Annotated in this window: 22 protein-coding genes; 10 read left to right on the forward strand and 12 right to left on the reverse strand. The window is 70.4% G+C overall.

What is annotated here, in order from left to right; genetic code table 11:
- Nucleotides 1-12: 12 nt before the first annotated feature.
- Together ISP17_RS06140 and ISP17_RS06145 are read left to right on the forward strand one after the other, a co-directional pair.
- Complete coding sequence (locus tag ISP17_RS06140) at nucleotides 13-558, forward strand: GNAT family N-acetyltransferase (RefSeq protein ID WP_404631047.1); 546 nt, start codon at nucleotides 13-15, stop codon at nucleotides 556-558.
- Complete coding sequence (locus tag ISP17_RS06145; protein WP_404631049.1) at nucleotides 555-878, forward strand: non-heme iron oxygenase ferredoxin subunit; 324 nt, start codon at nucleotides 555-557, stop codon at nucleotides 876-878. The genes ISP17_RS06140 and ISP17_RS06145 overlap by 4 nt, the downstream gene beginning before the upstream one ends.
- 119 nt (nucleotides 879-997) lie before the next feature.
- Here the strand turns inward: ISP17_RS06145 and ISP17_RS06150 are convergent, their stop codons facing one another.
- On the reverse strand, nucleotides 998-1300 hold the full coding sequence (locus tag ISP17_RS06150; protein ID WP_404631051.1) for a hypothetical protein: 303 nt from the start codon (nucleotides 1298-1300) through the stop codon (nucleotides 998-1000).
- Nucleotides 1301-1355: 55 nt separating this feature from the next.
- Here ISP17_RS06150 and ISP17_RS06155 point away from each other — a divergent pair, with 55 nt between their 5' ends.
- Nucleotides 1356-2336: a hypothetical protein gene (locus tag ISP17_RS06155; RefSeq protein ID WP_404631053.1), complete on the forward strand. Its 981-nt coding sequence runs from the start codon at nucleotides 1356-1358 to the stop codon at nucleotides 2334-2336.
- Nucleotides 2337-2556: 220 nt separating this feature from the next.
- Nucleotides 2557-3330 (forward strand): CPBP family intramembrane glutamic endopeptidase, encoded by a 774-nt coding sequence (locus tag ISP17_RS06160; RefSeq protein WP_404631055.1) that lies wholly within the window; start codon nucleotides 2557-2559, stop codon nucleotides 3328-3330.
- Here ISP17_RS06160 and ISP17_RS06165 read toward each other — a convergent pair.
- Entirely contained in the window at nucleotides 3314-4087 is a 774-nt protein-coding gene (locus tag ISP17_RS06165) for a MipA/OmpV family protein (protein WP_404631057.1), read from the reverse strand. The genes ISP17_RS06160 and ISP17_RS06165 overlap by 17 nt on opposite strands.
- A 104-nt stretch (nucleotides 4088-4191) precedes the next feature.
- Between ISP17_RS06165 and ISP17_RS06170 the strand changes: the two genes are divergently transcribed.
- The 6 genes from ISP17_RS06170 to ISP17_RS06195 all read left to right on the forward strand — a co-directional run bounded on the left by ISP17_RS06170 (nucleotide 4192) and on the right by ISP17_RS06195 (nucleotide 9934).
- Nucleotides 4192-4920, forward strand: a complete 729-nt coding sequence (locus ISP17_RS06170) for an MtnX-like HAD-IB family phosphatase (RefSeq protein WP_404631059.1) — start codon at nucleotides 4192-4194, stop codon at nucleotides 4918-4920.
- A 20-nt stretch (nucleotides 4921-4940) separates the two neighbouring features.
- Complete coding sequence (locus ISP17_RS06175; protein WP_404631061.1) at nucleotides 4941-6347, forward strand: aspartate aminotransferase family protein; 1407 nt, start codon at nucleotides 4941-4943, stop codon at nucleotides 6345-6347.
- Nucleotides 6348-6457: 110 nt separating this feature from the next.
- The gene (locus ISP17_RS06180) at nucleotides 6458-6733 is read left to right on the forward strand and encodes a phosphopantetheine-binding protein (RefSeq protein WP_404631063.1); all 276 of its coding nucleotides are present in this window, start codon (nucleotides 6458-6460) and stop codon (nucleotides 6731-6733) included.
- Entirely contained in the window at nucleotides 6730-7959 is a 1230-nt protein-coding gene (locus ISP17_RS06185; RefSeq protein ID WP_404631065.1) for a beta-ketoacyl-[acyl-carrier-protein] synthase family protein, read from the forward strand. Before ISP17_RS06180 ends, ISP17_RS06185 begins: the two co-directional genes overlap by 4 nt.
- Before the next feature lie 32 nt (nucleotides 7960-7991).
- On the forward strand, nucleotides 7992-9059 hold the full coding sequence (locus ISP17_RS06190) for a peptidogalycan biosysnthesis protein (protein ID WP_404631067.1): 1068 nt from the start codon (nucleotides 7992-7994) through the stop codon (nucleotides 9057-9059).
- A complete protein-coding gene (locus ISP17_RS06195) occupies nucleotides 9056-9934 on the forward strand; it encodes an arginase family protein (RefSeq protein ID WP_404631069.1) in 879 nt (292 codons plus the stop codon). Before ISP17_RS06190 ends, ISP17_RS06195 begins: the two co-directional genes overlap by 4 nt.
- A 67-nt stretch (nucleotides 9935-10001) precedes the next feature.
- Here ISP17_RS06195 and ISP17_RS06200 read toward each other — a convergent pair whose 3' ends face one another.
- The 10 genes from ISP17_RS06200 to ISP17_RS06245 form a co-directional block, all read right to left on the reverse strand.
- The gene (locus tag ISP17_RS06200; protein ID WP_404631071.1) at nucleotides 10002-11207 is read right to left on the reverse strand and encodes a DegT/DnrJ/EryC1/StrS family aminotransferase; all 1206 of its coding nucleotides are present in this window, start codon (nucleotides 11205-11207) and stop codon (nucleotides 10002-10004) included.
- 5 nt (nucleotides 11208-11212) lie between these two features.
- Entirely contained in the window at nucleotides 11213-11611 is a 399-nt protein-coding gene (locus ISP17_RS06205) for a DMT family transporter (protein ID WP_404631073.1), read from the reverse strand.
- Nucleotides 11608-11967 (reverse strand): EamA family transporter, encoded by a 360-nt coding sequence (locus ISP17_RS06210; protein WP_404631075.1) that lies wholly within the window; start codon nucleotides 11965-11967, stop codon nucleotides 11608-11610. The genes ISP17_RS06205 and ISP17_RS06210 overlap by 4 nt, the downstream gene beginning before the upstream one ends.
- 8 nt (nucleotides 11968-11975) lie before the next feature.
- On the reverse strand, nucleotides 11976-12812 hold the full coding sequence (locus tag ISP17_RS06215) for an alpha/beta hydrolase (RefSeq protein WP_404631077.1): 837 nt from the start codon (nucleotides 12810-12812) through the stop codon (nucleotides 11976-11978).
- Between the two features lie 181 nt (nucleotides 12813-12993).
- Complete coding sequence (locus tag ISP17_RS06220; protein WP_404631079.1) at nucleotides 12994-13923, reverse strand: HlyD family secretion protein; 930 nt, start codon at nucleotides 13921-13923, stop codon at nucleotides 12994-12996.
- Nucleotides 13920-14666 carry an ABC transporter ATP-binding protein gene (locus ISP17_RS06225; RefSeq protein ID WP_404631081.1) on the reverse strand — a complete coding sequence of 249 codons (747 nt, stop codon included), beginning with the start codon at nucleotides 14664-14666 and terminating at the stop codon, nucleotides 13920-13922. The genes ISP17_RS06220 and ISP17_RS06225 overlap by 4 nt, the downstream gene beginning before the upstream one ends.
- Nucleotides 14663-15796 (reverse strand): ABC transporter permease, encoded by a 1134-nt coding sequence (locus tag ISP17_RS06230; RefSeq protein WP_404631083.1) that lies wholly within the window; start codon nucleotides 15794-15796, stop codon nucleotides 14663-14665. Before ISP17_RS06230 ends, ISP17_RS06225 begins: the two co-directional genes overlap by 4 nt.
- Entirely contained in the window at nucleotides 15796-17211 is a 1416-nt protein-coding gene (locus tag ISP17_RS06235; protein ID WP_404631085.1) for a TolC family protein, read from the reverse strand. Before ISP17_RS06235 ends, ISP17_RS06230 begins: the two co-directional genes overlap by 1 nt.
- 143 nt (nucleotides 17212-17354) lie before the next feature.
- Nucleotides 17355-18749: a sensor histidine kinase gene (locus ISP17_RS06240; RefSeq protein ID WP_404631087.1), complete on the reverse strand. Its 1395-nt coding sequence runs from the start codon at nucleotides 18747-18749 to the stop codon at nucleotides 17355-17357.
- Nucleotides 18742-19416, reverse strand: coding sequence for a response regulator (locus tag ISP17_RS06245; protein ID WP_404631089.1), 675 nt, complete (start codon nucleotides 19414-19416; stop codon nucleotides 18742-18744). Before ISP17_RS06245 ends, ISP17_RS06240 begins: the two co-directional genes overlap by 8 nt.
- Nucleotides 19417-19532 lie beyond the last annotated feature (116 nt).

Consider the following 19532-nt stretch of genomic DNA (forward strand, 5'->3'; position numbering starts at 1 on the left):
TATCATCGGCGGATGCACGCAAACGAACTCGCTTTCCGGGCGGCCACCGCCGCCGACATTCCTGCCGTGGTGGCGCTGGTGGAATCGGCCTACCGCGGTGAATCCGGCCTGCGCGGCTGGACCACCGAAAGCCACCTGCTCGACGGCCAGCGCACTGACGCGCAGGACGTGGGCGAGGCGATCGCCCGCCCCGACAGCCTGGTGCTGCTGGCCGAGCACGACGGCGCGCTGGTCGCCTGCTGCCATCTGGAGAAGCAGGACGGCGCGGCGTACTTCGGCATGTTCGCGGTGGACCCCACGCGCCAGACCGGCGGCGTCGGCAAGCGCGTGATCGCCGAGGCGGAGCAGCTGGCGCGCACGCGCTGGGGCGTGGACCGCATGCGCATGACGGTGATCGTGCAGCGCGAGGAGCTGATCGCGTTCTACCAGCGCCGCGGCTACGCGCGCACCGGGCAGATCAAGCCGTTCCCGTACGGCGACGCGCGCTTCGGCATTCCGCGTCGCGACGACCTGCGCTTCGAAGTGCTGGAAAAATCCCTCGGCGAGGTGGCCGCATGAGCGCGCCGCCGGGCTGGGTGAAGGTAGGCACGCGCAGCGAGATCCTGCCGGGCGAATACAAAGTGGTGTGGGACGGCGACACTGCCATCGCCGTCTACAACATCGACGGCACGCTCTATGCGGTGGAAGACGTGTGCACCCACGACGGCGCGGAACTCGCCGGTGGCGAGGTGCACGGCTTCGAGGTGGAGTGCGTGCGCCACGGTGCGCGTTTTGACCTGCGCACCGGCGCCGTTACCTGCCCGCCGGCGTACGAGCCGATCGCCTCGTTCCCGGTGTTCGAGGAAGGCGGGTTGGTGTTTACGCGGGATGATCGTTGACCGGGCGTTGCCCTGGGCATGACAGCGCGTGGACAAAGGTGACGGCGAGGTGATCAAAATCAACTCGCGGTGTGGGTTGGCTCCGTAGATTCCCCGTGAAAGGGGTGCTCAGCACGGGGTTAGACCATGGATAGCAACGGTCCCGACGTATGTTTTGGAATGGCGAGCCTGGAGCCACGGTGGGTGGCGCCGGACGCCTCGTCGTTGCGGGCGCGGCCTGAGCGGGGGTGGTCGATCGGTCGGGCGATCGGCCGGATCGCGCGATATTTTCGCCGGCGCGCTACGCGCGAAGCGGCCGCTACGCCCGCTTCCGCCGGTTCGTCCGATGCCTTTGCCACGCCGATGACGTACCTGCCGCATTCGTGGTCGTGCACTGTGCGCTTGATGCCGCTGCCGTCGGTCCCGTCGAAGGCGAGCCTCACGGCTGTAACGCTCTATCGGGAGCGGCGCGCCAATCGTGGTGCCGCGTACACGCTGATGATGTTGCCGTTGACGCTGGTGCCGCCATCGATCGCCTCGCAATGGCACGGGCAGCCGCCTTCGACCTACGTGGGCTCCAGGCGCCCGTCGACCCATGCACGGGCTGCGCAGTTCGCGGCTGGGCCCGCTCGGGAGTGGCCGGAACACCACGCTGGCGGACAGGCGCAGCTGCAGGCATGGCGCGGCGAGCGGCGTGGTGTGGCGGCGCGCGGCACCTCCGTGGCTGTGCAGTACCCGATGGCGGAGAGCGGCACCGTCGACTCGGCGATGAGGTGCCGCGCGCAGCGTGGCCACGATGCCCTGCAAGCAGGTGATCTGGCCCGCGCGCAGGCCGAGCTGGCCGACGTCGACTTTGCCCGCAGCGAGGCGGGTGTGGCGCTGCAGTGTGCGGTGGCGCAGCGGGCGATCTATCTGGGCGATGCCGCACGCGCCGTGGCGATTTTCACTGCGCTGCAGGTGGCGGGCCATGCGCTGCAGCCGGCCGAATACCGGCAGTGGTTCGCCCTGCTGCTGCAACTGCGCAAGCTCGACGCCGCGCATGCCTTGCAGCACGCGCATGCCGAGCTGCAGGCGCCGCTGCAACAGTTGGCGATGGCGCACGCCTTGGCCGACGCGGGACGGGAGCCAGAGCTGGTGACCTACCTGGCATCACGCCAGCCGGCTTTCACCCGCGAGGTGCAGGAGCGCCAGTGGCTGTATCTGCTGACCCACGTGGAGACGCGTCGGCCGGACCTGCTCGCCCGCTTCCGCGTGCGCTTTGCCGCCAACCGTGACGTGCAGGAGCGGCTGGTATCGACCGGTGCGCTGGCCCGCAACGGGCAGGGCGCTGCGCGGCATGCGCTGGCGCCCGTGGCGGCGGCCGGTGGTTTCAGCGAGGCCCGCTTCGGTCTGGCGCTGCGCGCAGGCCGCTTCGACGAAGCGCAGCGCTGGTGCCCACGCGCGGAGGCCAGCGTTCGCGCGATGCATTCGGTCGCCTGATCGACGGCCGCGCCCGCCACGCTGCCCCTGCAGGCTGTCCGCCCGCTGGTGCGTTCCGCGCTGTGCGAACACGCGGCCTGATGCTCCCCTGCGCGATGCCACGCAGACACCCTCGTGCCTGGTGACGCCAACCGGATGGTGCGGCCAGGACGAGGCGAGCTCGCGGCGACGGCCCTGATCCGCGCAGCTACACTGCGCGCGGCCAATCAGGGGAGTCGCCATGACCCAGCGGGTCGCTCGTGCGGGGATCGTCTTCGCGCTGTTGTTCGTGCTGTACCAGTCCGCCGAAGGTGTCGGTGGACGCCTGCTGCACAGCTTTCCGGTGCAGGCGTCGCTGATGCTGGCGTGCGTGCTGGTGGCGTGGCCGCTGTCGCGCTGGCTGGGTTACCGCGGCTACGGCGCGTACGCGCTGGATTGCGCGCCGGCCTCGTTCGTCTGGCTGGGCGCCGGCCTCGTCGTTGCCTGCGCCGCCAAGGGGCTGGCGATCGGCGTGGGCGAGAAGCTGGGCATCTATGCGGCCACGGGCGCGTCGTTTAGCGCGGCCGGCTTCGCCGCGCTCGGCGCGGGGCTGCCGATGCTGCTGCTGTCGACGTTCGTGCCGTCGATCGCCGAGGACATCCTGGCGCGCGGTTTCTGGTATCGCGCCGCGGGCATCCGCTGGCGTCGCGGGCTCGCCTTCGTGGTGTTCTCGGCGGGCTACTTCGTGCTCAACCACATCTACCGGCTCGACCGCGGGCCGACCGAGTGGCTGATGATTTTCTGCATGGGCCTGGCCTACGCCACCGCGCTGTGGCGCACCGGCACGCTGTGGGCCGCGGTGGGCCTGCACTGGGGCTGGAACCTGGCCAACGGCGTGCTCGATCCGCTGCTGCCGGCCGACACGCTCGATGTCCACGGCAGCAACCTGCTGACCGTCGCCGTGCACCTGCTGCTGGTGGCGTTGCTGCTCGGCGTGCCGGCATCGCGCCGGCATGCCGCTACGGATGCCAGATGAAGGCCAGCGACTCGGACCACTGGTTGGCCGTGCCGAACTGCTGCACCAGCGGACTGTTCGCCGCGCCACCGAGCAGACGGCCGTAGACCAGCGCCAGCGCCACCCCGGTGTGGTGGCTGGTGGGCACGAACAGGTCGTACTCCAGCGAGGCCATTTCGCTGCCGCCGGACGGATGCCAGGGCGCCACCCCCAGCGCCGCGGCCGACGCGTTGCCGAGGCCGAAAAAACGGTTCATCGCCGCGCCGTTCATCAGTGACCAGCGCAGCGTGGCCGCTTCCTCCACCGGGCCCAGTGCGGGCAGGTCGGTGTCGACGTAGAGGTTGAGGTATGCGCCGGCGCCCTGGGTGTCGTGGCTGAGGTTGGCGCCTACGTCCATCGCCTTGTTGATCTGCCACTCCAGGTAGCCTCCCAGGTTCACCCGCGGCGACAGGCTGGGCACCTTGCCGCCCAGCGCGCCCAGGTCGCTGCGCTCGCGGCCCCACTGATAGCCGCCGTACAGCCCCCCGCGCACCGCCGGCCCGTGCAGGAACTCCAGCTCCAGCCCGTCCAGCGTGGAGAAGCTGCCGACGCCGGGCAGCTCGATGTCGATGTAGGGCACCGGGTCCTGGCGATCGTTCTTCGCGCCGGGCCAAGCCGGCATGCGCTGCACGCCGGCGCCCGCGGCGAGCACCGCGTTGTCGGTGGCGGTGCCGGCCAGTGGCCAGAGGGCGGGCAGGGCGCATGCCAGCAGGAGGATGAAGCGGGGGCGTGGGGGCATGGGCAAGTCGGTGGTCGTGGGGTGTCCGGACGTTCGTGCGTGCGGCACGGAACGTCGCAAGAAAGGGAAAGGGCATGGAAAGACTGGCCGCCTAGCCTTTCGCCATGCCTACGAATGCCTCAACGCCTGTGCCCCTGTCCGGGTGGACAATCCTGTGTGATTTCGACGGCACCATCGCCGTCGAGGACGTGATCGACTCGCTGCTCGACCGCTACGGCCGCCCCGGCTGGGAAGCGCTGGAGCAGGACTGGCGCGCCGGCCGCATCGGTTCACGCGAGTGCATGAGCGGCCAGGTCGCCCTGCTCGACATGAGCCGTGAGCAGCTCGATGCCCACCTCTCCACGTTGTGGATCGACCATGCCTTCCCCGGCTTCGTCGCCCGGGCCCGCGCGCTCGGCGTGCCGATCCGCGTGGTCAGCGACGGGCTCGACTACGCCATCCACAAGATCCTCGGCCGCTACGGCCTGGACGACCTGCCGCTGGCCGCCAACCACCTGTCGCCGGCCACCCCGCCGCAGCGCTGGCAGCTCACCTCGCCGTTCCAGGCCGAGGGCTGCGCCAGCGGCACCTGCAAGTGCGCCTGCGTCGAGCGTGCCCGTGCCGATGGCGCCACCCGCACGCTGCTGATCGGCGACGGTGCCTCGGATTTCTGCGCCGCCGACCGCGTCGATTTCGTCTTCGCCAAGCACCGCCTCATCGAGCATTGCCGCGCCGCCGGCATCGCCTACGTGCCGATCACCGGCTTCGAGGACGCGCTGGAATTCCTGCCCAAGCTGCTCGACGGCAGCCTGCTGGAGGCCGAAACGGCCCCGCACGTCGCCACCACCCCCTGATCTCCCGTTCCGGACACGCCATGAACATCTTTGACAAGAACACCGCCGTGATGATCGACGACGCGCAGCTGCTCGCCGACGAGGCCAAGTACAGCTCCTTCGGCGACACCGTGCACTACGTCGATCCGCCGAAGATCTTCCGCACCTGCAACGGCAGCTACATGTACGACACCGAGGGCACGCCGTTCCTCGACCTGCAGATGTGGTACTCGGCGGTGAACTTCGGTTACGCCAACCAGCGCCTCAACAACGTGCTGAAGAACCAGATCGACCTGCTGCCGCAGGTGGCCAGCCAGTACCTGCACCAGACCCGCATCGAGCTGGCCAAGACGATCGCGCTCGACGCGAAGAAGAAGTTCGGCCTCGACGGGCGCGTGCACTTCAACGTGGGTGGCGCGCAGGCGATCGAGGATTCGCTCAAGCTGGTGCGCAACTTCAAGAACGGCAAGAGCCTGATGTTCGCCTTCGAGGGCGGTTACCACGGCCGCACGCTGGGCGCCTCGTCGATCACCTCCAGCTACCGCTACCGTCGTCGCTTCGGCCACTTCGGCGAGCGCGCGATGTTCCTGCCGTTCCCGTACCCGTTCCGCCGCCCGAAGGGCATGACCGCGGAGGAGTATTCGGAAAACTGCGTGAACCAGTTCGCGCGCCTGTTCGAGACCGAATACAACGGCGTGTGGGACCCCAAGACCAACCAGTGCGAATACGCCGCGTTCTACGTCGAGCCGATCCAGGGCACCGGTGGCTACGTCGTCCCGCCGATGGGCTTCTTCAAGGGCCTCAAGAAGGTGCTCGACCAGTACGGCATCCTGATGGTGGTCGACGAGATCCAGATGGGTTTCTGGCGCACCGGCAAGCTGTGGTCGATCGAGCATTTCGGCGTGACGCCGGACGTGGTGGTGTTCGGCAAGGCGCTCACCAACGGCCTGAACCCGCTGTCGGGCCTGTGGGCACGCGAGGAGATGATCAACCCGACCATCTTCCCGCCGGGCTCCACCCACTCCACCTTCAACTCCAACCCGCTGGGCACCTCGCTGGGTCTGGAAGTGATCAAGATGGGCTACGAGCTGGACTACGAGACCACCGTGCCGAAGAAGGGCGCGCACTTCCTCGAAGGCCTGCGCGACCTGCAGAAGAAGCACAAGGAAATCGGCGACGTCGACGGCCTGGGCCTGGCGCTGCGCGCCGAGATCTGCACCGAGGACGGCTTCACCCCGAACAAGGCGCTGCTGGACCGCATGGTCGACATCGGCCTGGCCGGCGACCTGGAGCACAACGGCAAGAAGATCGGCCTCGTGCTCGACGTGGGCGGCTGGTACAAGAACGTGATCACCTTCGCTCCCTCGCTGGACATCACCCACGAGGAGATCGACCTGGCGATCGCGCTGCTCGACCAGCTGCTCACCAAGGCCAAGCGTACGGCGTAAGCCGGTGCGACAAGTCTTTAGAAGCGAACCGTGTCCCATGGCCGTCATTCCCGCGGAAGCGGGAATGACGGCTCGAAGACACACCCCACCCCAAGCGAACGGACCCGACCATGACCGAGCCACTCTCCGCCGACGCCGTCCGCGACCAGGTGTTCGCGATCATCGCCAAGCAGGCCAAGATCGACGTGGCGACGATCACCTCGGCGTCCACGCTGAAGGATCTCGGCGTGGCGTCGCTGGACGCCATCGAGGTGATCTTCGACATCGAGGAGCACTTCGACATCACCTTCCCCGACCAGGGCACCAACTTCGACACCGACACCGTGCAGCATCTGATCGATGCGGTGATGGCGGCGCAGGCCGCCAAGGCTGACGGATCGGCATGAACGACGCCGCATCCCGCGCCATCGCCATCACCGGCATGGGCGCGATCAGCGCCTTCGGCGAGGGCGCCGAAACGCTGTGGGCCGCACTGCGCGAAGGGCGCAGCGGCATCCGTCCGCTGCGCCACGAACGCGCTGCCGACCTGCGCGTGCGCGTCGCCGCGCAGGTGCCGGAGAGCTTCGACCCGGCCGCGCATTTCCCCGAGCGCCAGCTGTCCATGCTCGACCGCACCTCGCAGTTCGCGCTGGTCGCAGCGAACGAGGCGATCGCGCAGTCGGGGCTGGATTTCGCCGCCAACGGCCTGGGCCTGCGCACCGCGGTGGTGGTCGGCACCGGCGTGGGCGGCGAGACCACCCAGGACGAGCAGAGCCGCCGGCTTTACGCGGAGAATGCCTCGCGGCTGCATCCGCTGAGCATCGTGCGGCTGATGACCAACGCTCCGACCAGCCAGATCTCCATGGCGCACGGCTTGCGCGGCCCGGCCTTCGCCGTGGCCAGCGCCTGCGCCTCCAGCAACCACGCCATCGCCCAGGCCGCGCTGATGATCCGCGCCGGACTGGTCGACGTGGCGGTGGCCGGCGGCACCGAGGCCTGCCTCAGCTTCGGCGCGATGCGCGCGTGGGAAGCGATGCGGGTGCTCGCCGACGACACCTGTCGCCCGTTCAGCGCCAACCGTCGCGGCTTGGTGCTTGGTGAAGGCGCCGGCGTGTTCGTGCTCGAATCCATGGCCCATGCCCGCGCGCGCGGCGCGCAGGTGCTGGGTGTGCTGGCCGGCGTGGGCATGAGTGCCGATGCCGGCGACATCGTGGCGCCCGATCCGGCCGGCAGCGCGTCGGCGATGACGCAGGCCCTGGCCGACGCCGGGCTGTCGCCGGGCGACATCGACTACATCAACGCGCACGGCACCGGCACGCCGGCCAACGATCCCACCGAAACCACCGCGATCCATCACGTGTTCGGTACGCATGCGCCGAAGCTGGCGGTGTCCTCCACCAAATCGATGCACGGCCACGCGCTGGGCGCCTCCGGTGCGCTGGAGCTGGTGGCGGTGCTCGGTGCAATACGCGATGGCGTGGTGCCGCCCACCGCCAACCTGGACGCGCCTGATCCGGCGTGCGACCTCGACTACGTGGCCAATACGCCGCGCGAGCTGCGCGTGCGCGCGGCGCTCAGCAACTCGTTCGCGTTCGGCGGGCTCAACGCCGTGCTGGCGGTACGCGCTCCCTGACCTCCGGGAAGCTCGCTGCAGCGGACGCAACCATGCCTTATCTCGCCCAACTCGAACCGGAGATCCTGCTGCGGCAGTTTCTTGCCCATCCGCCGGAGGGCTTCGTCGCCGACACCACGGCCTCGGGCATGCCCACCTTCGTGGCGCCGTTCGACCTGCTCACCACCGCCGACGACGCGCTGCGACAGCGCATCACGCGGCTGCCCGGATACGGCCGCTGGGGTCGGCTGCTGCGCTGGCGCACGCGCTTTGCCGGCAGCACCGTCACCGAGTTCGCGCCACTGCCGCGCGGCGTCGCGCCCGAAGCGCTGGCGCGTGAGCTGGTGCAAGGCCACGGCCGCGACTGCGCCCTGCTGGTGGTGAAGGACATCGCGCCGGAAACCCCCCTGCTCGACGTGGCCGACGGTCAGCGCGCCAGCGCCTTCGCCCGCGCGCTGGAAGACGCCGGCTGCGTGCTGCTCGAAGGCATGGCGCTGGCCTGGGTGCCGATCGACTTCGACAGCGAGGATGACTACCTCGCCCGTCTCTCGCGCAGTCGCCGCAAGGAGATCAAGCGCAAGCTGCGTTCGCGCGCCGACCTGCGTATCGAGGCCTGGCCCACCGGCTCGCCGGTGTTCGAGGATGCTGCCCTGCGCGCGCGCATCCACGCGCTGTACGAGAACGTCTACGCGCAGAGCGAGATCCACTTCGATCACCTCACGCCGGCCTTCCTCGACGCAGTGCTGCGCGAGGGCGGCAACGGCGGCGTGGTGTTCGCCTATTTCCACGGCGATGCGCTGATCGGCTGGAACCTCTGCTACGAGCACGCCGGCAAGCTGGTGGACAAGTACATCGGTCTTGCCTATCCGGCCGCGCGCGAGCACAACCTGTACTTCGTCAGCTGGATGGAAAATCTCGACTACGCGCGACGACGGAACCTGAGCCACTACATCGCCGGCTGGACCGACACCGCGGTGAAGCGCCAGCTCGGCGCGCGCTTCTGTCTCACCCGCCACGCCGTGTACGTGCGCAACCCGCTGCTGCGTGCCATCTTCCGCCGCATCGCCCACCACTTCGAGAGCGAGCCGGTGCAGCCGGCGCCCGCCATGGAATCGGCATGATCCGCCCCATCGTCCTGGATATCGACCACTCCGTCGGCCCGCTGCCGAAGCGGCTGGTGGTGCCGCTGGAGCACTGGCAGGAGGCGCTGCGCTTCGGCTGCACGCTGCGCACGCTCGCGCGCTTCCGCAGCGTGCTGGACGACACGCTGCCGGCCGAGCACGGCACCGTGATGCTGGGCAGCGGCGACTTCCACCATTTGAGCTGGCCGCTGATCGAGCGGGTGAAGCACGCCGCGCCGTTCCAGGTGGTGGTGCTGGACAACCACCCGGACAACATGCGCTACCCGTTCGGCGTGCATTGCGGCTCGTGGGTGCGCCGCGTGGCGATGCTGCCGCAGGTGAGTCACGTGCACGTGGTGGGCATCGGCTCCAGCGACATCGGCGCCGGCCACGCGTGGGAAAACTACCTCGCCCCGCTGCGCGCCGGGCGCCTCAGCTACTGGAGCGTGGGCGTGGACGTGCGCTGGGCGGCCAAGGCCGGTCTCGGCCCGGCCTTCCATGCGTTCGAGAGTGCAGATGCACTGGTCGATGCCTTCACCGCGCAGCAGCTTGTCGCACCGCAGCCCGCCTACCTGTCGATCGACAAGGACGTGTTCGCGCAGGACGTCGCGCGCACCAACTGGGACCAGGGCAGCCTGCAGCTCCACCATGCCACCGCCATCATCGACAGCCTGCGCGCCGGTCTCGTCGGCAGCGACATCACCGGCGAAATCTCCGCCTACCGCTACAAGAGCTGGTGGAAGCGCCGCCTCTCTGCCATCGACGACCAGCCGGAAGTCGACCCGCGCGAACTGGCTCAGTGGCAGGCGCAGCAACATGGGTTGAATGAGGCGTTGCTCGGGGCGATCAATGCCTTGGGCGCGGTGAGCGCCTGACCCGCGGCACACGCCAGAGGAAGCCGGCGCTTCCGTCGTGCGGCTCCCTTCCAACGCCCTTGCAGGATCAGGCGCTCGCGCGCCCAATCACCGCGCAAATTCGCTCGAAGTCCGCCTCGTCCAGCCACGCGCTGTTGCTGATTGTCAGCGCACGCTGGGCGAAGTCGCGCGCGTGCGGCATGGCGTCTTGCGGCACGCGATCGGCGAGGTAGGCGTAGTCGGGGAGGGCGTGGACGAACAGGCGGCTGACGCCGAGGCCCGCGGTCCACAGTTCGGCCAGCGCGGCGTCGGCTTTTGCGGCGGTGGGCATCAGCAGCAGCAGGAAGGGCCAGCTGCCGATAGTGCCCGCAGCCTCGTCGAACACGCTGATGCCGGGCAGGGCGCGCAGTCGGGCCACGCGTTGCAAAGCGCGGGCGCGGTTGGTGATGAGGAAATCGGGCAGGCGCGCGGCTGCGCGCGTGCCGACGCCGCGGCGCCAGCGGCCGACGCGATGGAACGGAATCTGCGGCGCGAAGTCATCGCCCACGGCGGCGACCGGATCGCCACGCCGCAGCGCGCGGCGCAGCGGCACGCCGTAGGCGAGGCCCAGCAGCGACGGGCGATACAGCGCGGCGAGCCCCAGCAGCTCGACGCTGCGACGCAGCTCCCAACCCGACGCCGGCGGCACGATGGCGGCGCTGACGGCGCGCAGTTCCTCGCGCAATGCGTCGTCGCGGGTCACCAGCAGCCCGCCTTCGTAGATCGACAAGCCCTTGCCCGCGGCGAGGCTGAAGAAGCCGATGTCGCCGTGCAGACCCACGCTCTGTTCGCCGTCGCGCGCGCCCAGTGCCTGCGCGGCGTCCTCGATGACGAAGGCGCCGGTGGCGCGGGCGATCTCCAGCGGCGCATCCATGTCGGCAACGAGGCCGGCGAGATGGGTGGGGAGGATGGCGAGGGTGTCCTCGCGGCAGGCCTGCGCCAGCGCCTGCGGATCGAGATCCCAGTGGCCCGGGCGCGTGTCGCACAGGCGCAGCGTGAGGCCCATGCGGTGCACGGCGATCGCCACCAGCGGACAGGTGTAGGCCGGAGCCACCACCACGCGGCGATCCGGCGCGCGCGCTTTCAGCGCATGCAGCGCCACCAGCAGCGCCGCAGTGCCGGAGCATTCCAGCTGCAGCGGCGGCGTGCCCAGCTGGGCGGCGAGCGTTGCGGTAAGTGCATCGCGACGCGGCAGCAGGTCCGCGGCCTGCAGCGGCAGGCCGGCGGTGGGCGGGATCTCGCGCAGGCGGCGCATGGGGCTCAGGCGCCGCCGGGACTGTCGTGCGGCGCCGCCTCGCGTTCGGCCAGGCCCAGGCAGACGATGCCGGCGAGGATCGCCGTGGCGCCGAGCAGCTTGGCGGCGGTGAGCGGTTCGTGGAACAGCCACACCGACAATGCCATCACGCTGATCACCTCCAGGTGCGAGGCGGCGAAGGCAGGGCCGATCGGCGCGTGCTTGAGCAGGCTCATCCAGGTGAAGAACGCGCCGAGGTAACCGAGCACCGCGCCGTACACCCACGGCTCGCCGAACAGGCGCAGCAGCCAGGCGAGGTTGGCTTCCACCGGCAGGGCGTGGTTGCCGGCGAGCTTGAAGGAGATCTGCGTGAGCGTGTCGAAGCCCATCAGCAGGGCGAAGCCGATCAGGTAGAAGCGCTTCATGCGCCCGCTCCCACGATCGCCACGCCCAGGCTCACCAGCAGGATGCCGGCCACGCGCAGGCGGGTGAGTTTCTCGCCGAACAGGAACCGCCCGGCCACCATGATCGCCACGATGTTGATCGATCCCAGCAGCACACCCTCGGACAGCGGCAGCAGCGAGAGGAAGGCGATCCACACCAGGAACTCGAACACGTAGCAGCCCACGCCGATCCAAAGCCACGGGCGCGCGGCCATGTATTTCCAGCGGGCGAGTCCGTCGCCCGCGGCGCGGTCACCGGCGGCGGCCTTGAAGGCGAGCTGGCCGCCGGTGTCGAGCACCACGTTGGCCAGCCACAGGATGATGGTGAGCAGGGGCACGACCTGCCTCAGGCCGCGGCGCGTTCGGCGGTGCGGCCGGCGACGATGGCATCGAAGAAGCGCGCCGAGCGCTCGATCAGCGTGCGGCGCTCCTTGTCGATGGTGATCATGTGATAGCTGTCGTTGAGCAGCAGCAGCTCGGTGGGGGCGCTCACGCCGCGCAGCACCAGTTCGGCATTACGCACGCTGGCCACGTCGTCCTCGCTGGCGTGGGCGACGAGGCAGGGCGAGGTCACCTTCGGCAGCTGACGTCGGACGTTTGCCGAGAGCTGGTACAGGTCGGCCAACGCGTGCCACGGGTTGCCGAGCAGGCCGGCTACGGTGCTGTCGCCCGAGCGCATCGCGGCGGCGACCTGCGCGCGCAGGCGCTCGTCGCGCAGGCCGTAGGGCGGCTGCTCCTCGAACGCGCGGTCGCGACCGAGGCCGAGCTTCTTCACCAGTGGCAGCAGGAAGCTCAACCGCGCCGACCACGGAATGCTCCAGCCGTCGTAGCGGAAGGTGGCGCCGTACACACCCACGCCGGCCACCTGCTGTGGACGCTCGGCGGCGAGCTTGAGCGAGAGCAGCGCACCCATCGAGAGGCCGCCCACGAACAGGTGGTCGACGTGCTGCAGGAGCTTGTCGGCGGCGGCTTCGACGCTGGCGTACCAGTCGCGCCAGCCGGTGGCGAGCAGGTCCTCGACGTTGCCGCAGTGGCCGGCCAGCTGCATGCCGTACACGGTGAAGCCGGCGTTGTTCAGGCCCTTGGCCAGCAGGCGCATTTCCATCGGGGTGCCGGTGAGGCCGTGGATCAGCAGCACGCCGCGGCGGTCACCTTCGAGCATGAAGTCGGTGGGTTGGATCATGGGGACATCCTGGGCGGTGAGGCTGTCGTGCCTCGGCTTTTCCATGGCTCAAGCGAGCAGCCGGACAGCTTTGCTCGTCATCCTCGCGAACGCGGGGATCCACTGCCTTTAAGCGAAGATGGATCCCCGCGTTCGCGGGGATGACGTCGTAAAGACCTGGACACTTCATCGCAAGTTCGTGTCAGTGGCCTTTCGTCGGGGTGGGCGCTGCCGTTGGGGCGCCGAACCGCACCAGCACGCGCTGGCCCACGCGCACGTCGGCCGGCGGCGGGGCGTCGAAGGCCAGTACGCAGGCCACGGTGCGGGCGTTGGCGCGCAGCTGCGGGTCGTCTTCCAGCGTGGACGGGCCCACCACGCTGCCGATGCGCAGCACGTGCGCCGGCCAGCTCTGCGTGCTGCCGCCGCCGTCGGCCGCCACGCTGGCGGGCATCCCGATTTTCACGGCATCGACGAAGGATTCGCTCAGCTCGGCGCGCACGATCGGCGGGGTCAGCGGCAGCAGGGTAAACAGCGGGCCGCCGACGGTGGTCGACACGCTGGCGCCGGTCTGTGCGGCGACGCGCACCACACGCGCATCGACCGGCGCGCGCAGCGTGCGCAGACCCAGCTCGTAACGGGCCTCGTCGCGCTTCTGTGTGGCCATCGCCACGGCGGCATCGGCGGCGGCTTGCTGGGCGACCAGTTCGTTGGCGCTGGCCGCCGCGGCATCGGCGCTCTGGCCGTCGCCGGCACCGGCCTTGGCGGCGGCGGCGAGGCGCTGGGCCTGCACCCGCACGGCGGCCAGCTTGCCGTCGAGCAGCTGGCGCTGCGCCTTGGCCTGGGCCAGCTCCGCTTCGGCCGCCTGCAGCTGCAGCTGGGCCGGCGCGGGATCGAGCGTGGCCAGCACCTGGCCCTTGCTCACGCGGTCGCCCTCGTGCACGGCCACGCCGGTGAGGGTGCCGTCACGCGGTGTGCCGAGCACCAGCAGGCCGCCTTCCACGTCGACCCGACCGCGCGCCACCGCGGCATACGCGGCGGTGGTGGACGTCGCGGCGGGCGGCGGCGATTCATGCGAGCAGCCGGCGGCCAGCAGCAGGGCGGCGACGAGGGCGGCGAGGCGCAGCGGTTTCATGACGCGGTTCCTGTGTCCATGGCGGCCGGCGGCGCGGGGCGCCGGTCACTGAGAATGCGACCATCTTCCATCGCCAGCACGCGGTCGGCGTGGCGGATCAGCCGCGGATCGTGGCTGACGCACAGCACGGTGGTGCCGTGGGTGCGTGCGATGCGGTGGAGGATGTCGATGATCATCTGGCCGTTGGCGGCGTCGAGCGCGCTGGTCGGCTCGTCGGCAAACAGCAGTTCCGGCCGCTTGGCCAGCGCGCGGGCGATCGCCACGCGCTGTTTTTCGCCACCGGACAGTTCGCTCGGGCGCAGCTGCATGCGCGGGGTCATGCCCACTTCCTCCAGCGACTGCACGGCGCGCTCGCGCGCCTGCTGGCGGGACAGGCCGAGGTAGTGCAGCGGCAGCTCCACCTGCTCGCGCGCGCTCAGTGCGGGGAACAGGTTGAAGCCCTGGAACACGAAGCCGGTGTGCAGCAGGCGGAAACGTTCCAGCGCGCGGCTGTCGAGCTGGCCCAGCTCGCTGCCCAGCGCGGTGACGCGGCCGGCGTCCACTTTCTGCAGGCCGCTGAGGATCGCCAGCAGCGTACTCTTGCCGCAGCCGGACGGGCCGGAGATCAGGGTGAGTTCACCGGCGTCGATACTCAGCGACAGGCCGTCCAGCACCTGCGTGCGCACCTTGCCGGAGACGAACGCCTTGGCGATGCCTTCGGCGTGCAGCGCCGGGCCGGCGGCGGGGCGGGCGAGCGCGTTCATCGCAGCAGGCTCGCCGGATCGGCGCGGCGCAGGCTGCGCATCGCCACCAGGCCGGAGACGGCGGCCAGCGCCATCGCCAGCACCACGCACAGCAGGGTGATCGGGATGCTCAGCACCACCGGCACGTCCTGGCTGCGCGCCAGTTCCAGCAGCAGCACGCCCAGCGCGGTGGCGCCCAGCAATCCGATCGCCCCTACCCAGAAGGCCTGCTCCAGCACCACCCAGCGCAGGTTGACCACGCCCACGCCCAGCGCGTTGAGCGTGGCGTACTCGCGTACCGAGCCGGCCACCGCGGCCATCAGCGTCTGGCTGGTGATCACCGCGCCGACCAGGAACACGATGCCAGCCAGGAACACCACGCCGGCGCCGGCGCCGGTGTCGAGCATCCAGTACAGCACCGAGCGGCGCGCAAACGATTTGGCCGTCCATACGTCGTACGGACCGAAGCTGTTGTCCCCGCGCAGGCGGGCCGCCACGGCATCGGCGGTGGCCGGATTGCGCAGCGCGGCGACCAGGTAGGTGGGGCGGCCGGCATCGGCCGGGTCGGTGTCGAGCCGGCGCGCGGTGTCCAGCGAGCTGACCACGTTGACCCCGCCCAGCGCGCGCAACCCGCTGCTCACGCCGACCACGCGCACGCGGTGGCCGTTGATCACCGCGTTGTCGCCGATCGCCACGCCGAGCTTGTCGATGTCGGCGCGGTCGACGATCACCGCGTCCGGCTCGGCCAGTCGCGCACGCAGTGCGGGTGGCAGGGTGCGCGAGAACATCAGGCCGTCGGCGCGCGGATCGATGCCGGAGACGAACACCGACTCGCCACCGGTGTCGTGCGCGCCGCGCCAGTCGGCGTCGATCCACAGGAACGGTTCGACGTGGCTGACCTCGGGGTCCATGCGCAGGCGCATCTCCACGTCGGGATCGATCGCGCGCCCGAGGTTGACGCTCTGCGTGCCGGGATAGCCCACCCACAGGTCCGCGGTGGAACCGGTGATGTACACGCTGGCGCTGCCGAAGATGCCCAGCACCAGCGCCGCCTGCAGCAGCTGCAGCAAGCCGGCGAAACCCACCGCGAGGATCGCCGGCAGGAAGCGGCGCCATTCGTAGACCAGGGTCTTGCGGGCCAGCGCGACCATCAGTGCGCGTCCGCGGTTTTGGTGTCGCTGTCGGCGTCTGCATCCGGCAGCGGTGCGCCGCCGAGCGCCTTGTACAGGCTGACGAAGGCCAGGTCGCGCGCCACGGTGGCGTCGGTGAGCGCGAGGGACGATTGCGCCAGCGCGAGCTCGCTGTCGAGCTGATCCGCCGGCGAGGCCAGGTGCAGGTTCACGCGCACGCCGGCGGCGTGGGCGGCGCGCGCCAGGGCGGCGTGCGCCTGCGCGCTCTGCTGCTCCCGCTCATGCTGCTGCCGAAGCTGGCCCAGCGCGGTTTCCACCTCGGCCACGCCCTGCAGCACGGCCTGGCGATAGGCGTACATGCTGGCCTTCAGTTCGTGCTTGCGGGCGTGCAACTCGGCTTCGCGGGCGCCCCAGTCGAACAGGGGAATGTCGATCATCGGGCCGGCGGAGAGCAGCGCGTTGTCGCGCGTGCGGCGATGGGTGGTGAGGTTGGTCGACCACACCAGCGAGCCGCCGATGCCGATGCGCGGATACAGGTCGGCGCGCGCCACGCCCGCGTCGCCCGCGGCGACGAGCACGTCGGCTTCGGCGCGGGCGATGTCCGGACGGTTGCGCAGCAGGTCGGCCGGCGCCTGGGTAAGCGACTGCCCGCCCAGCGCCGGCAGCGGCGCGGTCGCGAGCCAGGCCGGATCGGGTTCGTTGCGACCCAGCAGCACGGCGAGCTGCTGCGCCAGCGCGTCGGTGGCGGCGCGCGGCTCGGCCAGTGCGGCCTCGGCCTGGGCCAGTGCGGCCTCGGCCTCGTCTACCGACTGGGTGGAGGCCAGCTGGAGTTGCGCGCGGGTGCGCAGCAACTGCCACTGCTGCTGGCGGGCGCCGCGGATGGCGGTGAGCGTGGCCTCGCGCTGCTGTGCCGCGCGCAGTTCCAGCCAGTTGCGCACCACCTCGGCCACCAGCGTCACGCGCACCTGCTGCAGGCTGGCCGCACTGTTGTCGAGCTGGCCGCGCGCCTGGCGATGGGTGGCGGTGCCGCGGCCGAACAGGTTGAGTTCCCAGGTGGCATCGAAGCCGGCCACGAAGAACGAGGCGCTGGCATCGGGATCGATCGCGTCCTCGGTCTTGGCGCGCAGGCGTGGCCGGTAGGCGACGTCGGCGCTGCGGGTCATCGCGCGGGCGGCGAGCAGTCGCTCCTTTGCCTGCGCCACGTCGAGGTTGTCGTGCAGGGCGGTGTCGACCAGCGCGTCGAGTGCCGGATCGTGGAACGCGTGCCACCAGCCGTGCAGATCCGCCGGCGGCGCGGCATCCACGCTCTGGTGGCGCCAGTGCGCCGGCACGGGCGCGTCGAGCTTGGGCATGGCGATGCCGGTGCAGCCGCCGAGCAGCACGACAAGCGCGGCGGTGAGCGTTGCGCGCGCGACCCGGACACGTGAAGGATTCATTTCAGCCCCGGTCCGCCACCCGTCGACCCGTGCCGGCGGTGCAGCGGGGGAGGTGGGTAGAACGGACGCCGCGGTGGCGCGACAGGTGGGGCAGACAAGCGGGGAGGGGCGTCATGTCGAAAGTTTCCACGCCGAGGGTTTCATCAACTTTTCGCCGGTGCCGGAAACTGTACGCTGATCCGCAGGCCGCCTTCGGGCGCGTTGCCGAAAGCGACCTGGGCGCCGTGCCGGTGCGCGATCTGCTGCACGATCGCCAGCCCCAAACCCGTGCCGCCGGCCGGTGCGTCGGGCGCGCGGAAAAACCGCTCGCCCAGCCGTTCCAGTGCTTCGGCCGAGACGCCGGGACCGGTGTCTTCCACTTGCAGCAGCACGCCGCCGTCGGGCAGCGGCAGCAGCGTGACGGTGGCGCGCGCGCCGCGGCCGGCGTAGCGCAGCGCGTTGTCGATCAGGTTGTCCAGCAGCTCCTGCAGGGCAGGGGCGTCGCCGAGCACCCACACCGGACCGGCGGGCCCGTGGTAGCCGAGGTCGATGTGGGCGCGGATCGCCTCGGGGACGCGCTGGCCCACCGCCTGTGGGATCTGCCGCGCCAGATCCACCGGCACGTGCGACGAGCGTTCGGTCCACGGGCTCTGCGCCCGCGTCAGCGCGAGCAGCTGGGTGGAGGTGCGGGCGGTGCGCTGGGTGAGCTGGTCGATGTGATCCAGCGCATCGTGGACGGTGGCCGCATCGTGCGCGGCACGGGCGCGATCCACGTGCAGGCGCAGGCCGGCCAGCGGCGTGCGCAACTGGTGCGCGGCATCGGCGATGAAGCGCTCCTGCAGCGAGAGCATGGCGCGCAGGCGCTCGAACAGGCCGTCGATGGTGCGCGTGAGCGGCAGGATCTCCACCGGCACGTCCTCGCCGGTGATCGGTTCCAGCTCGTGCTCGCGGGCGGCGAGGCGGTCGGTCAGCGGTTGCAGGATGCGCAGGCCGCGATTGATGCCCAGCCACATCAGCGAGAGCGCGCCCAGGATCAGGATGGTCTGCATCGGCACGGCCAGCAGCAGGATCTCGCGCGCGCGCTGCTGGCGGTCGTGCAGGGTCTCGGCGATGGTCACGGTGAGCACGTCGCCCGGATCGTCCGGCGCGCGCAGGCTGAGCGAGGCGGCGCGCAGGGTGCGGCCGGACAGGCGCGAATAGAACAGCTCCGGCGCCGCGTCCGGCGCCGGAGCAGGCGGCTCCGGAAACGTGCCGTTGCCGCTGAGCAGGCCCCGACGGCTGCTGCGCACGCTGTAGTAGTTGTGGCTGTCCGGGTCGTATTCGATGAGGAAGCGCGCCTCGGCCGGCAGATCGCCTGAGACCTTGCCGGAGCGGAACATCTGCGCCAGCGTGCGCACGTCGTCGGCGAGGTCGGCGTCGTGCACCTCGTTGGAGTAGTTCAGCGCCACGCCGTAGGTCACCACGGCATCGATCAGCAGCAACAGCAGCATCGGCAGCAGCAGGAGCAGCAGCAGGCGCCGCCGCAGGCTGGGGCGGCGGTGGGCGCGCGACTCATGCATCCGCGCTTTCCTCCAGCAGGTAGCCCAACCCGCGCACCGTGCGCACGTTGGCGCCGCTGCCGTGCAGCTTGCGGCGCAGGCGGTGGATGGCGATGTCCAGGCCGTTGTCGGTGAGCTCCTGGTCCCAGTTGCACAGCGCTTCGACCAGTTGGGCGCGATTGGTGATGCGGTCGGGCCGGCTGGCCAGCGCTTCGAGCAGGCCGAACTCGCGGGCGGTCAGTTCCAGCGGCTGCTCGTCCACCCAGGCGCGATGCCCGGGCACGTCCAGCCGCAACCGGCCGATGCGCAGTTCGGTGGCGCCCTTGGTGGCGGAGCGGCGCAGCAGCGCGCGCACGCGGGCCTCGAATTCGGCCAGTGCGAACGGCTTGACGAGGTAGTCGTCGGCGCCCAGATCGAGCACCCGCACGCGCTCGGTGAGCCCCTCGCGGGCGGTGATCACCAGCACCGGCACGCCCGAGCCACGCTGGCGCAGGCGATGCAGCACCTCGCTGCCGTCGAGTGCGGGCAGGCCCAGGTCGAGCACCAGCAGGTCGTGTGCGGTATCGCGCAGTGCGGCATCGGCCTGCGCCCCGCTGGTGACATGGTCGACCGCATGTCCCCCCTGGCGCAGCGATGCGGTGATGGCGGCGGCGATGGCGGGGTCGTCTTCGGCAATCAGGATGCGCATGGAGGCACGGCAGGAAGGGGGCAAGGGTGACGCCGGGTGGGGCTGAACGCGCTCAGACCGATCCCGGGCGGGCAAAGTTGCATCGAAACATCTTGCACCTTTCACGACGCCTTCGT

Origin of the sequence: Dyella ginsengisoli, assembly GCF_044904665.1 — a bacterium.
Classification (GTDB): Bacteria; Pseudomonadota; Gammaproteobacteria; order Xanthomonadales; family Rhodanobacteraceae; genus Dyella_A; species Dyella_A ginsengisoli.